At 67.2% G+C, this 15,499-nt stretch carries 13 protein-coding genes; 7 read left to right on the plus strand and 6 right to left on the minus strand.

Going from position 1 to position 15,499, the window contains the following annotated elements:
- Positions 1 to 7: 7 nt before the first annotated feature.
- From KQ310_RS00900 to KQ310_RS00910, 3 genes are read right to left on the minus strand one after another with little or no spacing between them, the layout of a single operon-like run.
- Positions 8 to 709 (minus strand): Coq4 family protein, encoded by a 702-nt coding sequence (locus KQ310_RS00900; RefSeq protein ID WP_259719920.1) that lies wholly within the window; start codon positions 707 to 709, stop codon positions 8 to 10.
- 29 nt (positions 710 to 738) lie between these two features.
- Positions 739 to 1,371 (minus strand): 2OG-Fe(II) oxygenase, encoded by a 633-nt coding sequence (locus tag KQ310_RS00905; protein WP_259719921.1) that lies wholly within the window; start codon positions 1,369 to 1,371, stop codon positions 739 to 741.
- Positions 1,362 to 1,889: a protein phosphatase gene (locus KQ310_RS00910; protein WP_259719922.1), complete on the minus strand. Its 528-nt coding sequence runs from the start codon at positions 1,887 to 1,889 to the stop codon at positions 1,362 to 1,364. The genes KQ310_RS00905 and KQ310_RS00910 overlap by 10 nt, the downstream gene beginning before the upstream one ends.
- 91 nt (positions 1,890 to 1,980) lie before the next feature.
- Here KQ310_RS00910 and KQ310_RS00915 point away from each other — a divergent pair, with 91 nt between their 5' ends.
- The 6 genes from KQ310_RS00915 (at position 1,981) to KQ310_RS00940 (ending at position 9,004) form a co-directional block, all read left to right on the plus strand.
- On the plus strand, positions 1,981 to 2,235 hold the full coding sequence (locus KQ310_RS00915; RefSeq protein WP_197158187.1) for a hypothetical protein: 255 nt from the start codon (positions 1,981 to 1,983) through the stop codon (positions 2,233 to 2,235).
- A 5-nt stretch (positions 2,236 to 2,240) separates the two neighbouring features.
- Complete coding sequence (locus KQ310_RS00920; protein ID WP_259719923.1) at positions 2,241 to 3,074, plus strand: methyltransferase domain-containing protein; 834 nt, start codon at positions 2,241 to 2,243, stop codon at positions 3,072 to 3,074.
- A 24-nt stretch (positions 3,075 to 3,098) separates the two neighbouring features.
- Positions 3,099 to 4,475 (plus strand): extracellular solute-binding protein, encoded by a 1,377-nt coding sequence (locus tag KQ310_RS00925; RefSeq protein WP_259719924.1) that lies wholly within the window; start codon positions 3,099 to 3,101, stop codon positions 4,473 to 4,475.
- Positions 4,475 to 5,731 (plus strand): mechanosensitive ion channel family protein, encoded by a 1,257-nt coding sequence (locus KQ310_RS00930; RefSeq protein WP_259719981.1) that lies wholly within the window; start codon positions 4,475 to 4,477, stop codon positions 5,729 to 5,731. The genes KQ310_RS00925 and KQ310_RS00930 overlap by 1 nt, the downstream gene beginning before the upstream one ends.
- Before the next feature lie 24 nt (positions 5,732 to 5,755).
- Complete coding sequence (locus tag KQ310_RS00935) at positions 5,756 to 8,554, plus strand: HAD-IC family P-type ATPase (protein WP_259719925.1); 2,799 nt, start codon at positions 5,756 to 5,758, stop codon at positions 8,552 to 8,554.
- A gap of 81 nt (positions 8,555 to 8,635) precedes the next feature.
- On the plus strand, positions 8,636 to 9,004 hold the full coding sequence (locus KQ310_RS00940; RefSeq protein WP_259719982.1) for an AbrB family transcriptional regulator: 369 nt from the start codon (positions 8,636 to 8,638) through the stop codon (positions 9,002 to 9,004).
- 99 nt (positions 9,005 to 9,103) lie between these two features.
- On the opposite strand, the gene KQ310_RS00945 is transcribed toward KQ310_RS00940, so the two are convergent.
- A complete protein-coding gene (locus tag KQ310_RS00945) occupies positions 9,104 to 9,964 on the minus strand; it encodes a CsgG/HfaB family protein (RefSeq protein ID WP_259719926.1) in 861 nt (286 codons plus the stop codon).
- A 358-nt stretch (positions 9,965 to 10,322) separates the two neighbouring features.
- Here KQ310_RS00945 and KQ310_RS00950 point away from each other — a divergent pair, with 358 nt between their 5' ends.
- Complete coding sequence (locus KQ310_RS00950; RefSeq protein WP_259719983.1) at positions 10,323 to 10,799, plus strand: redox protein; 477 nt, start codon at positions 10,323 to 10,325, stop codon at positions 10,797 to 10,799.
- A 38-nt stretch (positions 10,800 to 10,837) separates the two neighbouring features.
- On the opposite strand, the gene KQ310_RS00955 is transcribed toward KQ310_RS00950, so the two are convergent.
- Both KQ310_RS00955 and KQ310_RS00960 read right to left on the minus strand, forming a co-directional pair.
- Complete coding sequence (locus KQ310_RS00955) at positions 10,838 to 12,898, minus strand: bifunctional diguanylate cyclase/phosphodiesterase (RefSeq protein WP_259719927.1); 2,061 nt, start codon at positions 12,896 to 12,898, stop codon at positions 10,838 to 10,840.
- A gap of 392 nt (positions 12,899 to 13,290) precedes the next feature.
- Positions 13,291 to 15,459, minus strand: a complete 2,169-nt coding sequence (locus KQ310_RS00960; protein WP_259719928.1) for a bifunctional diguanylate cyclase/phosphodiesterase — start codon at positions 15,457 to 15,459, stop codon at positions 13,291 to 13,293.
- Between the last annotated feature and the right edge of the window lie 40 nt (positions 15,460 to 15,499).

Consider the following 15,499-nt stretch of genomic DNA (forward strand, 5'->3'; position numbering starts at 1 on the left):
ACAGGCTTCAGCTCAGCAGCGCCAGCTCCTCCTGGAACGGGCTGCGCGCCAGCAGTTCCGCCAGGCCCAGCCGCTGCCGCCACAGGCTGATCGGCTCCTGCCAGCCCTCCTCCCAACGCATCGCCAGCAGCCGGTGACCCAGGGTCTCGGCCAGCTCGAGCCCGAAACGGATGCCCGCCCAGATGGCGCCATGATCCGCGCTCTCCTGCTGGCCATGGAGGATCCAGGCGGCGAGGATCGCCACCGATCCCGGCTGGTGCAGGGCCTGGGCGTAGTAGGTGGCGCCAGCCGCCTCGCCGGCCAGGGTGATCGGCAGCCCCAGCACCGCGTGATGCAGGTCGTGGGTGGAGCGCAGTCGCTGCAGCAGGTAGGCCCCGTCCCCTTCCAGGGACGTGAGCTGAGGTGCCGGCGTTGGCTGCAGCCCCAGCCGCTGCAGGCGCTCCTGGTGGAGGCGGCCCAGGCTGCCGGTGGGCATCGCCGCCAGCGCGTCGGCGTCGGGCCAGGGGCCCCGGTAGCGCTCCCGGGCCAGCGCCAGCAGCAGGGGATCCTCAAGCAACCGGGCTCGTCCGGCTTCCCCCAGGCCTGAGTTGCTGATCACGTCCAGCATCGGGAGCGCATGCTCCAGGGTGTGGTCGGGATCGCGGGCTGTCTCGAGCAGACCCACCGTCGCCCGGAGGGCCCGGCGGCGCAGCTGGGGATCGATTCTCATCAGGACGTCGTCAAGGGGAATGGGACTGCTCAGCCCTCCGCCAGCCTCGCCAGGTAATCCTCCAGCCGGCCGGCATTGATCCAGCCGGTGGCGATCGTTTTGGTGTGGGTTGGACTCACCCGACCCCGGTGGATGTGGGACAGCCCGGCCGGAAAGATCACGAGCTTGCCCCGCTCGGCCTCCTCGTGGTGCTCCTGCCAGTGGAACTCGGTGCCCCCCTCCGGCAGGCTGTTGCCGTAGAGGATCCAGGCGAGCACGCGGCGATTCGGCTCGGTGGCCTCCTCGCTCAGGGTCCAGTCGCAGTGCCAGCTCCTGAAGCCCTCGCCGGGGGCGTAGCGCTGCAGGTTGAAGATCGGGTTGACGAACAGGGCCTGTTCCGGGCAGCACTGTCGCAGCAGTGGCCGCTGCTTCAGGTACTGGTTCAGGCCGGCGCTCACACCGCGCACGATCACCTCGGCCAGGGCGAAGGATTCCGGATCGTTGCGGTCGATCGCCACCAGGCTGATGTCGGTGGAGATCTTGTCGGGCTCCTGGTCCTGGTCGCCGCCGCTGGAGAAGGCCACACCCCGGCGCTGCAGGTCGGGGCGGCGATCGAAGAAGGCGATCACGCCATCGGCAAGGGCCTCGTAGCCGGCATTGCGGTAGGAGCCGATCAGGCGCATGGACCCTCTCCAGGCATGGCATCGTTGCCGCCGCCGTCGACCCAGGGCACCGCCAGCAGGGCTTCCAGGGCCTGCCACCGCTCCGGCGCCACCACCCGCTCACTCAGGCCCAGCTGCTCCAGGGCCGCTGCCGCCGCCTGTCGATCCACCGGCCCCTCGCCCGTCAGGGGCAGCACCAGCACCTGCTGCTCGGCCGGATCCGCCATCACCTGCAGGCCCAGATCCTCCAGGTCCCGCTCGAAGAACAGGCGCCGCATCCGGCGGGTGAGCACCGGCCCCAGGGCCGCGGCGAAGGCCTCCAGGTCGTCACGGTCGCGGCCGGCGCCGCAGTTGAGCGCCAGCCAGATCAGCAGCTTCGCCCAGCTGTCGCGGGTCCACAGGGGCGCAAAGCTCTGGCGGTGCTGCCGCACCAGTTCGGCGATGGCGAAGTCGAACAGGGTGGCCTGCAGCGCCGCAGCAGAAGCCGCAGCAGAGGGCGGGGAATCGGCCGCGACATTGGCCTGGGAATCGGAAGCCATCGGGTCATCCTCCCGCCAAGATCGGGTCATCCTCCCGCCAAGGTCGCCGCCAGCGGGCAAACTGCAGAGGCAACGTCCCTGGAGACGCCTGATGCCCCTGGATCTCAACGACCCGGAGCTCGAGTTCGCCGATCTGGTGACTGCCTACCAGAGCTGGGTGATGGCCGTCATCAACGACGAGAAGCTCGGTGGTGAGCCCCTGCTCACCGAGGACATCGCCGACGATGCCCTCAATGCGATGCGCTTCCTGCCCGATGTGGTGACCAGCGCCATCGAAACCACCCTGGCCCGCGTCTACGACGTCGATCCCGACGAACTGGCCTCGCTGCTCTACCCCGAGGACTGACCCGCGTGGCCTCAGGCGCCTACGTGCTCGGAACCGAGCCACCCGAGCGGGAGCGGCTGCGCCTGCAGCATGAGGTCTGGTTGCCCCTGGCCCAGGCGGCCTGGGAGCGGGCCCAGCTGGCCCCGGGTCAGCGGGTACTCGATCTGGGGGCTGGACCGGGCTTCTGCAGTGTGGAGCTGGCCCGGGCGGTGGGGGCGAAGGGCCGGGTGCTGGCGCTGGAGCACAGCGACACCTACGTGGAGCACGCCCGTGCGGCGGGTGCTGCCGCCAACCTTGCTCAGCTGGAGGTGCGCCACCACGATCTCGCCGGTGATGGGCCGCTCGACTGGGGGCGGGAGGCCGGCAGCTTCGATCTGGCCTGGTGCCGCTGGCTGGCCATGTTTCTCTCCCGGCTGGATCCCTTCGTGGCACTGCTGGGGCAGGGGCTCAAGCCGGGCGGCCGCTTTGTGGCGCATGAATACATGCATTGGGGCACCTTCGCCCTGCATCCCTATGGCGAGGCCGTGGCCCGCTTCGGCAGGGCCGTGCGGGCCAGCTTCCGCGAGGCCGGTGGCGATGAGGATGTCAACCGGCGCCTGCCGGCCCTGTTGGTGAGCCGTGGCTTCCGCATCGACGATCTGCGGCCGCTGCCGGTGCTGGGACGTGGCGGCGATGGCTGGTCTCAATGGATGGAGCGGTTCGTGAGCCTCTACGGCGAGGAGCTGATCCGCCAGGGCCGCTGGAGCGAGGCGGATGCCGAGGAGGCAGCGGCGGAAATGGCGGCGGCACGCTCCGATCCCGGCAGCTACTGGGTGGGGCCCACGGTGCTCGAACTGCGGGCCACGCGGGTGGGCAGCTGACGGATGGCTGAGCGCCCCCCCAGGATGTCGCTGCCGTCTTGGGGGCGGCTCCGGCGCCACTTCCCGGCCGCCCTGCCCCTGGCCGTGCTGTTGCTGGTGATCGTGGCCTGGTCGCTGAGGAGCGCGGTGCAGTGGCTCGGCCGTGATGCCGATCCCGCCACCCCTGGACTGCGTTCCCAGCTCCGCGCCACCTCTCTCGAGGGTCTGGAGCCGGTCTCCGGTCCGCAGTTGAGGGGCACCTTCTACATGGGAATCGTGCTCGACCAGGATCAGATCGTCAATGCCCAAACCTACGCGGATCTGAACAAGCGGGTGGACAGTCTCACCCAGATGTTCCGCACCATTTATCCCGATGTGACGGTGCAGGTGCAGTTGTTCCACAGTGAGACTCTGATCCCGCAACTGACGGCCAGGGTTCGCAGTGGCCTCGGCCCTGACCTGCTGCTGGCCAGTGGACTGATTGCCGGCGATCTCTATGCGCTGGGTCTCTCGGAGTCTGTGTTGATGACGGCCCAGGAGCAGCAGCAATTCAACCCGGGAGCTCTCGAGCGCCTGCGATTGCCGGATGGGCGGCTGAGCGGTGTGCCGCTGTTGTTCCATCCGGAGGTGATCTGCTTCAACCGCAGCAAGATCAAGACCAGTCCAGCCACGCTGGAGGAGCTGCTGCAGGCCAGTTCCGAGGGGCTGAGGGTGGGCCTGTCCGTCAACCCGATCAAGATCTACTGGACGGCCGGTGCCCTCGGTGCCGATCAGTCCCTCGTGAGGGTGATGCAGGGCGAAACCCTCTCGCCGGAACTGCGCCAGCGCCTGCTGGGCTGGCTGAGTTGGTTGCAGTCCGCCAGCCTGCAGCAGCGGGTCACCATCTATGCCGATCAGGGGCAGGTGCTGGACGACTTCCTCAACGACCGGCTCGACTGGATCAGCTGCAGCAGCATCAACATCCCGACCCTGCGGCGCAAGCTGGGTCCGCGGCTGGGGGTGGCGACCATGCCGTCCGGCCCCGGCGGTGAGCCCACCCCGATCTCCCGGGAGCGGGTGATGGTGTTCGGCAGGAGCTCAAGCCCGGATCAGCGCCGGATCGCCAAGGCGATGGCGAGCTTTTCGATCAACCCCCTGATCCAGCGCAGCATGACCATCGGCACCTTCTCCCTGCTGCCGGTGAATCGGTTCGTGCCTCCACCGGTGAGCAGCTCCTCGACCCTGAGGGCGCTGGTGGAATCCCAGCGCCAGTCCAATGCCACCGAGCCGTTGCTGGATCTGCTCCGCCCTGGGGATCCCCGCCTGGTGGCGCTGGACCAGACCCTGGTGCAGCTGGTGTTCGGTGCCCTCAGCCCTGAGGAGGCCACCGAGGCCCTGATCCGCGACCTGCAGCCTCAGCCCTCCCTCCCGTCCGGCCGATGATGCATTTGGTGCAGGAAGCCCTCGGTTGGTTCGGCTATCTCGAGCGGGGCTCCGTGCAGGCGCAGCTGCTGCTGGTGGTTCTGCCCCTGCTGGGGCTGCATCTGCTCAGACGGCGGTGGCGCAGCCGCCCGCCACTGGCTCACCTGCTGCTGCCCCTCACCCTGGCTCTGATCGGTCTGGGAATCGGCCTGCTGGCCTGGGCGGGTCAGCCCTACGGCCTGGCCTTGTTTCTGCTGCAGCTCCGTTCAGCCTGGTATGGGCTGGATCTGCTGCAGCTCCTGCTGGCGCGGCTGCTTCCACCCGCACCCCTGCATCAGCTGCAGAGTCGCCTGATTCGCCCGGCCTTTCTGGTGCTGGCGGCGATGGCCCTGATCAACCAGCTCGACAGCCTCGCCGATCTGGCGCTGATCTCGATCGGCACCTGGTTCGGAGTGCAGCTGGATCTGGGCCAGCTGTTTCTGTCGCTGGTGATCCTCTATCTGGTGGTGGTGGGCTCAGGTCCGCCGGCGGCGGCCCTGGCCCTGTTGTTCAAGCAGGTGCTCGATATCGATGAGGGCAGTCGCCGTGCCGTGCAGCTGCTGTTCCGCTACCTCGTGGTGGCGCTCGGCGTGGTGTGGGTCTGCAGCCATCTCGGCCTCAATGCCACCGCGATCCTGGCGATCGCCGGCGGGCTCTCGGTGGGGCTGGGGTTCGGCATCAAGGAGGTGTTCTCCAATTTTGTCAGCGGCCTCTGGTTGCTGTTCGAGGGCTCGGTGCGGCCCGGCGAAGTGCTGTTCATCGATGGGGATCCCTGCGAGGTGCGCAGCCTGGGCCTGCGGGCGGCGGTGCTCTGGCGCGACCGCGACAACGCCGAGCTGGTGATCCCCAACCAGACCTTCTTCACCAGCACCACCACGACCTACACCGGCAGCGATCGCATGCGGCGCTCCCAGGTCAGTGTGGGGGCGGCCTATCGCCATGATCCCGAGCAGGTGGTGGCGCTGCTGGAGGCCACGGCCCGCGCCCAGACCCGCGTGTTGCCCTTTCCGCCGCCCAAGGCTCTGGTGCTGGGTTATGGCGAATCGTCGATCAATTACGCCCTGCGCTTCTGGATCGCCAATCCGATGGACAACGTCTCGATCTGCAGCGAAGTGAATATGGCGGTGTGGAAGGCCTTTGATGCTGCGGGCATCGAGATTCCCTTCCCCCAGATGGTCGTTAAGACCATCGAGCCGGCCAGTCCCGTTTCCGTTCCCCCCTCAGCGCCTGATCAATAGGGTTCGGGCACCTGCTGGATCCCGATGAGCACGCTGCCGTCCGCTCCTTCGGGACGCCAGATCCAACCGGCAGACGCCCTGGCTGATCCCCATGCCCGCGCCGGCCCGGAGCTCCTGGCCAGCCTCGGCAGTGATCCCGCCGCTGGCCTCAATGCCACTGAGGCGGAGGCGCGGCTGCGGCGCCAGGGCCCCAACACGCTCACCAGCCGCAGCGGGCCGCCGGCCTGGTTGCGCTTCCTCGGCCAGTTCCACGATCCGCTGCTCTACACCCTGCTGGCGGTGGGGGCGATCAAGGCGCTGATCGGTGATCCGCGGGAAGCCCTGGTGATCTGGAGCGTCACCCTGATCAATGCCGTGATCGGCTACGTGCAGGAGAACCGGGCCGAAACCGCCATCGCCGCCCTGGCCCGCTCGGTGCGCACGGAGGTGACCGTGATCCGCGGCGGCCAGCCCCGGCGTCTGCCCTCCGAGCAGCTGGTGGCCGGTGACCTGGTGCAGCTCGAAGCCGGTGACAAGGTACCGGCCGACCTGCGCCTGCTGCAGGCCCGTTCGTTGCAGGTGGATGAATCCGCCCTCACCGGCGAATCCCAGCCTGTGGCCAAGGGCACGGCCGCCGCGCCCCTGAACACCCCCCTGGCGGAGCGCAGCGGTATGACCTTTGCCGGCAGTTTCATCACCGCTGGCCAGGGCCAGGGCCTGGTGGTGGCCACGGCCGATGCCACCGAGGTGGGACGCATCTCCACCTCGCTGCAGGAACAGGTGAACCTGAGCACGCCGCTCACCCGGCAGTTCGCCCGCTTCAGCACCACGATCCTGTGGATCATCCTGGTGCTGGCCCTGCTCACCTTCCTGGTGGGATTGCTGCGGGGCCGTGCTCCGGCCGAGATGTTCGACGGCGCTGTGGCCCTGGCGGTGGGGGCGATTCCTGAAGAACTGCCGGCGATCGTGACCATCACCCTGGCGATCGGGGTGAACCGGATGGCACGCCGCAACGCGATCATCCGCAAGCTTCCGGCGGTGGAAGCCCTGGGCAGCACCACGGTGATCTGCTCCGACAAGACCGGCACCCTCACCCAGAACCGGATGACGGTGCGGGAGGTGTACGCCGGTGGGGTGGTGCTGCGCCTGGAGGATCTCTGGCCCGAAGCCCCCGCAGCGGCCCCCGAACCCCAGGCCCCCGAACCCGATGCCGCCGATCCCTTCGCGGCCGATCCTCTTGCTGACAACGTGGCCCTGCGCGAAACCCTGCTGGCGGGCCTGCTGTGCAACGACGCCCGCCCCAGCCAGGACGAGACCCTGCTGGGGGATCCCACCGAAACCGCCCTGCTGGTGGCGGCGCAGTCTGCTGGATTGGATCGGGACCGCTCCCTCGATCGCCACCCGCGCCGCGATGCCATCCCCTTTGCGGCGGAGCAGCAGTTCATGGCGACCCTGCACGGCAACGCGCGCATCCTGGTGAAGGGATCGGTGGAAACCGTGCTGGCCCGCTGCAGCCACCAGCTTGGGGCCGATGGCCGCGAGCAACCCCTGGTGGCGCCCACGATCGAGGCGGTGGTGACCGCCATGGCCGGCCGCGGTCAGCGGGTGCTGGCCTTTGCGGTGGGGCGGGCTGAACCGCGTCAGACGCGGCTCGAACCCGACGACGTGGCCGCTGATCTGGTGTTTCTGGGGCTGCAGGGCATGCTCGATCCGCCCCGTCCGGAGGCGATCCAGGCGGTGGCGGCCTGCCAGGCCGCCGGCATCACCGTGAAGATGATCACGGGGGATCACCTCGAAACCGCCCGTTCGATCGCCCGTCAGATCGGCCTGGGCCGGCCCGCTGCGGCGGGACAGGGGCGTGAGGTGCGGGCCCTGGAGGGTAGGGAGCTGGAGGCGATGAGCCCCGACCAGCTGGCGGCCTGCGTGGGCGAGACCGATGTCTTCGCCCGGGTGGCCCCGATCCAGAAGCTGGCCCTGGTGCGGGCCCTGCAGGCCGGTGGTGCCGTGGTGGCGATGACTGGCGATGGCGTCAACGATGCCCCTGCCCTCAAGCAGGCCGATATCGGCATCGCCATGGGCCGCGGCGGCACCGAGGTGGCCCGCGAGGCCGCCGACATGCTGCTCACCGACGACAACTTCGCCTCGATCGAGGCGGCGGTGGAGGAGGGGCGCGCCATCGCCCTGAATCTGCGCAAGACCCTGGCCTTCGTGCTGCCGGTGAATGGGGGCGCCTCGATGACGATCCTGTTTGCGGCCCTGTTCGGCCTGGAGCTACCGGTCACGGCGCTGCAGGTGCTCTGGTTGAACATGATCAATGCCCTGCTGATGTCGGTGCCGCTGGCCTTCGAGCCCAAGGCGCCCCTGCTGATGCAGCAGCCCCCCCGGCCGCCGGGCCAGCCGCTGCTCACCCCCGCCCTGATCCAGCGGGTGCTGCTGATCTCCCTGTTCAACTGGGCGCTGATCTTCTCTCTCTTTTCCTGGGGACAGGCTCAGGGCGGCTCTCTGGAGCTGTCGCGCACCATGGCGATCCAGGGATTGGTGCTGTCTCAGGTGGTGTATCTGCTGAGCATCTCCCAGATCGGCAAGCAACCGCTGCGCTGGATCCGTCGCGGCTGGCAACAGTTCACCCAGGCGCCGGTGTTGATGCTGGGTCTGGGTCTGGCGTTGCTGTTGCAGGTGGTGTTCAGTCAGCTCGGCTGGATGAACGCCTTCTTCGCAACGGCGCCGTTGGGCATGACGCAGTGGTGGATCTGTGCATTGCCGATGCTGCCGATGATTCCGCTGGCCGTTCTGGCGGAGTGGATCGATCCCACCACGGGTCGGCATGAACGCTCTGCCAGGTGATCGGTCGCATCGTGTAGGACCTCCGTGGCTGCCTGAATGACCACGACCCGCTATGTTCGGTGTGTTCATCACATCGACCCAATGCTCACGGGATCCGATCTACTCGCCAAGGTCAAGGAACTGGGCGATGTCTCCAAATCCGAACTGGTCCGCAGCTGCGGCTACGTCAGCACCAAAAAAGACGGCAGCGAGCGGCTGAACTTCACCGCTTTCTACGAAGCTCTGCTCGAAGCCAAGGGCGTCAGCCTCGGCGACGGCGGCAGCAAAGGCGTTGGCAAAGGCGGCCGCAAGCTGAGCTACATCACCAAGGTGCAGTTCAACGGCAACCTCCTGGTCGGCAAGGCCTACACCGCCATGCTCGGCCTGCAGCCCGGCGAAGAGTTTGAAATCAAGCTCGGCCGCAAGCAGATTCGTCTCGTGCCGGTCGGCGGCATCGACGACGAGGAGTGAGCTCTACGGGGGCCTGAGGGCTCCCTGAAGGTTCCGTGTGATGGGTCGCTGTGGCACCTGCGCCATGGCGGCCCATCCGCGACGTTGCTGTTGTGGCCATCACTCCAGCTGCAGCGTGCCACGGGTGCGTTGGCGGCGCTCGAAGTCCTGAGCGTCATAGCGGGCCATGCAGTCTCCCTGGGGGACCAGCAGGCAGCTGACGTAATCCGAGGCTTCCACGAGGGCTGCGCGGATCGCTTTCGCCGCCGGTGTGCGTTGCGTTTCGCTGCTGTTGTTGCCGAAATTCAGGGTGCCGGCCGCGCCTGTGAGGGCCTGGCCGGTGCGCCCCATATTCGGTGCCAGAAAGAGGGCCAGTCCGGCTGCTGGCAAGAGGCTTCCTCCCGATTCTCGCGCCGCGCTCACATTGCTCGCCCGACCTTCAACAGTGCGATGGCCCACCACCTCGCCGCTGCTGCTGTCGACCACCCGCACGTCGATGGCCACATAGTCTTTGGTTTCGAGCTGCTCCTTGCGGGTGCCGAAGCCCATCAGGCCGAAATTGCTGCCTGAGCTCTTGCTATCCACCGTGGAGTCGTAGGAGGTCACGGTACCGAGCACGAAGTAGCGGGCTCCGGTCATCTGGCCTTTCTGTGCCGCATTGGCGCCCTTGCGCACGATGCCCAGTTCGGCCAGTTCCTGCTCCGACAGCACCTCCTGCAATTGCTGCCGCTCCACCACCTGCAGGGTGCCGGTGGCTTGCAATTCGTTGGCCAGTGCCGCTGCCAGATCCGTGGCCACAGGACCCTGCCACCACCAGGCTGGCTGGGTCACGGTGTTCTTGAAGTTCGGCACCGAAACAGTGGGTTTTCCACCACGGATCACTTGCTGCGCCTGCGCCGCCGGCGACCCCAGCAGCAGGGGCAGCAGGGGCAACGCGAGGGCCAGCCGAATCCAGGACGCCGCCATGGGTTGTGTGCTCATCTGGAGGGTTGGACTGTGCGAAATCTTGCCGTGCTGGCCCTCAGGGACTCTGCGCTTCATGGCTGGGTTCCACAACGACCACTCCGCAGTCTGCGAGCCCTTCTCCCCCGGTTGCCGTGGTTGGCGCGTCAGCTGATGGGCTGGTGTCAATGCCCGAACTGGACGAGGCCGGGCGGCATTCCGTAGTGACGCCCACGGTTCAGGGGGCCACTGGTTCGGTTCACTGGTAGTACTCAGCCGCCGATCCGTCTGATGCGGATCTCCTGTCATGACCGCCACCCCCCTCTCCGCGGCAGCCCATCCCTCCCCTCTGCCCCTGCAGCAGGAGAGTGAACGATCCGTGCCGCGGCCGGCACCGATGTTCGAGATGGTGCCCTATGAGCGCTTCCGCGATACGCCGGCGGTGCGCTTCTACGACATCACCGTGCCCACCTCCAACGCCCGCGACCTGGTGGTGCACAGCGGCCCGGCGATCAGCCCTCCGGATGATCCCGAGACCGGCGCCTGGCAGTTCTATCTGCATCCCCACCAGGAGGACAACCTGCTCGCCCTGCACGGCGGCCGCACCTTCTACCTGGTCAACCTGGGCTGGAACTACCCGTTCCACATCGTGCGCCTGCAGACCGGCGGCGACATCCTGCGCATCCCCCCCGGCACCTTCCACCGCTCCGTCTCCGACCCGAATGGCTCGGTGGTGATCAACCAGGCCGTGCGCGCCGAGGGGGCCAGTGTGGTGCGCGAGTTCCGGGTGTACAACAGCCATCGCATCCCCCGGCTGTTCGCCACCACCTCCCGCACCGCTCCCCTGCCGAAGCTGCACGGCGTGCGCTGGTAGGCGGAGCTGTTGAAGTAACGCCGTTGAAGCGCTGCCGTTTAAGCGGCAATGAGAGCAGTGGCGCGCTGCAGTTTGCTGGCGAACTGGTCCTGGGGTAGGGGGCGATCGAACAGGTACCCCTGGAACAGATCGCAGCCCAGCTCCAGCAGCAGCTGCCACTGCTTCTCGGTTTCCACGCCTTCGGCCAGGGTGCGCAGCCCCAGTTCCCGCGCCATGCTGATGGTGGCGCGCACGATCGCCTGATCGGCGGAGGTCTGCTCGAGGCGATCCACGAAGCAGCGATCAATCTTGAGTTTGCTCAGATTCAGGGAATGCAGCGTCGCCAGGGAGGAGTAGCCGGTGCCGAAGTCGTCGATCGCCAGGTGGAAGCCCATCGTGGTCAGGGCGTTCAGCTGCTCGGCCGCTTGCTTGGGATAGGCCATCAGGGCCGTTTCGGTGATTTCCAGCTCCACCTGACTGGCTTCCAGGCCATTCCGCTGCATGGCTGCGGTGATCGCATCCGGCAAGGAGGGCAGGCGGGGCTCGAGTTGCACGGCCGACACGTTCACGGCGATCGGTGGCACGATCAGTCCCTGGCTCCGCCAGGTCAGGATCTGGGCAAAGGCGGTTTCAATCACCCAGGCGCCGATCCCATGGATCTGACCGGTCTGTTCCGCCAGGGGAATGAATTGGTCGGGAGGAATGGTCACCCCTAGGTGGTTGGTCCAGCGCACCAGGGCTTCGGCGCCCACGATCATGCCGTTCCCATCCACCTGGGGTTGGTAGACCAGGCGCAGCTGCTCCCGTTCCACGGCGTAGTCGAGCTGAGTTTCCATCTCGAGCCGGTCCCGTAGCCGCTGGCTCACACTGGTGGAATAGCTCTGTAGCTGGTTGCGGCCGCGGCGCTTGGCTTCCATCAGGGCTGAATTGGCGCACTGCAGCAGCGTGCGGGCATCACTGCCATGCTCGGGGCAACAGCTCACGCCCACGCAGGCGGTGGGTTGCACCGGCAGGGTCTGTCCCACGAGCCTGCCTGAACCAAGCTTGCTCTGCAGCCAGCGGCCCAGCTCAATCGCCGCGCCCTGCGAGCCGATGCCGCGATGGCGGATCACCAGGAATTCGTCGCTGCCCAGCCTGGCCACCCAATCGTCTGGCTGGAGCAGGTTGCGCAGCGTCAGGGCGGTGGAGCAGAGCACCCGGTTGCCGGTCTCGGGCCCGAAGGTCTCGTTGACCGAATCGAACTGATCGAGATCCAGATTGATCAGCGCGATGCAGTCGTTGTAAGTCCTGCTCTGCAGGATCTGCTCCAGATGGCGCTGCGTGGCCGCCTTGTTGGGCAGATCGGTGAGCGGGTCGCGGTAGGCGGCATGCTCCAGCTGGGTCTCGAGTTCGTGCATGGTGGTCACGTCCTGCACGGTGCCGATCGTGATCAGCGGAAATCCCTGGTTGTCGTAGCTGGTCTTGCCCCGCTCCAGCACGTGCTTCTCGCGTCCATCGGCGAAGAGCAGGCGATGCTGGATCCGATAGCCATTGCCGCTCAGCAGCGCCTTCTGATACGCGGCGTCCACGGCGCTGCGGTCGCCGGGGTGGACCAGATCCAGGAAGTTGTTGTAGCTGGTGGGCGGTTCCTCGGGATCCACTTCGAAGATCCGGTAGGTCTCGTCTGACCAGCTCAGGTGACCGGTGGCATGCACCAGCTCCCAGCTGCCGATGTGGCTGAGTTCTTCGGCTTCATTGAGCTGCCGGTACATCCGGGAGAGCTTCCAGAGGGCCTCCCCCTCTTCGGTCTGATCCAGAAAGGCCTGCAGGATGACCGGTTGCTCGCCCACCTGCACCCGCAGGAAGCGCACGGTCACCTTGTGGATCAGGCCGTTGCGGCTGCGGTGGTATGTCGGAAAGCTGCCATGTCCCTCCTGCAGCATCCGAGCAGCCAGTTTGGCGAGCCAGACGCAGGACTCGCTGGCATCGGCCTGAATTTTGGCGGGATCGAGCGCGAGAAAGTCTTCCCGGCCGTATTCGAGCCGCGCGTGGGCGGAGCGATTGCAGTCGAGGAAGCGGAGCCCCACCGGATCGAACAGCACGTAATCGTCGCCGCTGACCTCCGGGGCGTAGCGGAACACCTCAGCCAGGCTGACGGCGCAGGGGATGGCGTTGTCCGCCGGTTCGTCAGACTGGCCTTGTGAACTCTGGCCCTGTGAACTCTGGGTCTGTGCAATCTGGTCCTGGGAAGACGCGTCTTCAGACGCCTGGCTGTCCAACGCCTGCTCCGCTGACGCGTGGCGCCTGCTGCTCCTGACCAAGGGGATTCTGGCGCGTAGAGGGTCGTTCAGATTCGACGACGCTTGAGACCCCAGCGTGGTCACCCAGTGCCAGCCTCACTTGCTCCAATACAACCCATGCTAGTCAGGCGCAGCCTTGAACCCAGTGCCACCTCGACACGTGACACAGCTTGGTATGTCCCGGAGCATTTCTTTTAAGGCTGCCCGCCTTTCAGGTCGAGCTGGTGGGCTTCTCAGGCTGAGCTGGTGCGGGGCTCGCCCAGGCGTTGCGCGAAGGCCTCGGCCGTGAGGGGGCGATCAAAGAAATAGCCCTGGAAGCTGGCGCAGCCCAGCTGCTTGAGCAGCTGCCATTGCTGAGCCGTTTCCACGCCTTCGGCCAGGGTCTCCAGCCCCAGCTCCCGCGCCATCGACAACGTGGCGCGCACGATCACCTGGTCGGTGAGGTCGGTCTCGAGGGTGTTGATGAAACAGCGATCGATCTTGAGCTTGTTGAGCGCAAGAGCGTGCAGGGTCTCCAGGGAGGAGAAGCCGGTGCCGAAGTCGTCGATGGCCAGGCGGAAACCCCGATGAGCCAGCTGCTGCAGCTGCTGGCGCGCTTGCTGGGGATTGCTGATCAGGGCGGTTTCGGTGATCTCCAGCTCGATCCGTTGCGGCGGAATGGCATGGCGTGCCAGGGCCGCCGCCAGGGACGCCTCCAGGGGTGGGTCCTGCGGCTCCAGCTGCACAGCGGACACATTCACGGCCAGCAGCGGCAGGCTCAGGCCTTGGAGGTCCCACTGCCGCAGCTGCCGGCAGGCTTCCTCCATCACCCAGGCGCCGATCGTGTGGATCTGGCCCGAGCGCTCCGCCAGGGGGATGAACAGATCGGGGGGCACGCAGGTCGCCGGTGTCTTGAACCAGCGCAGCAGGGCCTCGGCGCCGATCAGCCGCCCCTCGCCATCCACCTGGGGCTGATACACCAGCCGCAGCTGCTGGCGCTCCACGGCATGGCTGAGCTGCATCTCCAGATCCAGCTGTTCGCGGATGCGGGTGCTGAGGCTGGTCGAATAGGCATGCAGCTGGTTTCTGCCCCGGCGCTTGGCCTCCATCAGGGCGGTGTTGGCGGCCTGCAGCAGCAGGTGGGGGTCGATGCCGTGCTCCGGGCAGGTGCTCACCCCGAAGCAGGCGCTGGGTTGCATCGGCAGCTGCGGGGCCAGCTGCGCCGTCTGGATCAACGACTGCTGCAGCTCCTTGGCCAGGGCCACCGCATCGCCCGGGGAGTGGGTGCCGTGGCCGCGGATCACCAGGAATTCATCGCTGCCCAGTCGGGCGATCCAGTCGTCGGGCTCCAGCCGGTTGCGCAGCCACATCGCCATGGCGGAGAGCAGGCGGTTGCCGGCCTCCGGTCCAAAACTGTCGTTGATCGACTGGAAGCTGTCGAGATCGAGGTTGATCAGGCCGATGCACTGGTTGTAGGGCCGCCCCTGCAGCAGCTGCTCGAGATGGCGCAGGCTGGCGGCCTTGTTCGGCAGTCCGGTGAGCGGATCGGTGTAGGCGGCCTGTTCGAGCTGCTCCTGCAGGGCGTTGATCTCGGTGATGTCCTGCAGGGTGCCGACCGTGTTCAGCGGCTCGCCGTTGGCGGCATAGTCGATCTCGCCCTGCTGCCGCAGGGTCCTGCGGGGTCCATGGGGCAGCTGCAGGTGGTACTCCACCTGGAACGGATCGCCGGTCTGGCTGGCTCGCTCATAGGTCTGTAGCAGCCTGGTCTGATCGTCGGGGTCGAGCCGGGCCAGCAGGCTGGAGAAGCGCAGGGGCTGATCGCCGCTGTCGGGCAGTCCCCAGATCCGGCGGGCCTCCCTGGAGCAGACCAGCGCATCGGTGGCGTGCACGTGCTCCCAGCTGCCGATCTTGGATTGCCGTTCGGCCTCGTTCAACAGATCGTTCAGGTGTTGCAGCTGCCCTGCCCCAGGAGAATCCTGCGGCTCCAGGGGCGGATGCAGCACCAGCAACAAAGCCTCCAGGGAGCCGCTGTCGCTCTCCAGGGCCAGCAGCCGATAGGTGAGTTCCACAGGGCGGCCTGGATCCATGGCCGTCCACAGGGCCGTGGCGCGGCCCATGGGTTGCTGCCGCAGCTGGCTCAGGGGCGGCAGCTGAGCCAGCAGAGCGGACAGCACCGCAGGATCCGCCTGGCTGGCCGGATCGGGACCGCTGCCTGGCCTGCCCGATCCCCCTTCCAGCAACCGCTGGGCGGCGGGATTGGCCTCGATCAAGGCGCCGCTGGCCGCCTCGATCAGCAGGATGGCGTCGTGGACCAGCTCCAGGCTGGCGACAGCCAGGTCCTTGAGGCTGGCCAGGGCGCCTGCTTTCTCGGCATCACCCCCCTCTGCATCACCGCCATTGGATTTCGGCGTTGACAACGGCATCGACACGTCTTGCAGGGCCCTGGATCTGCGCCGTACGGCC

Source organism: Synechococcus sp. CS-1328 (assembly GCF_025128095.1).
GTDB lineage: Bacteria > Cyanobacteriota > Cyanobacteriia > PCC-6307 > Cyanobiaceae > CBW1002.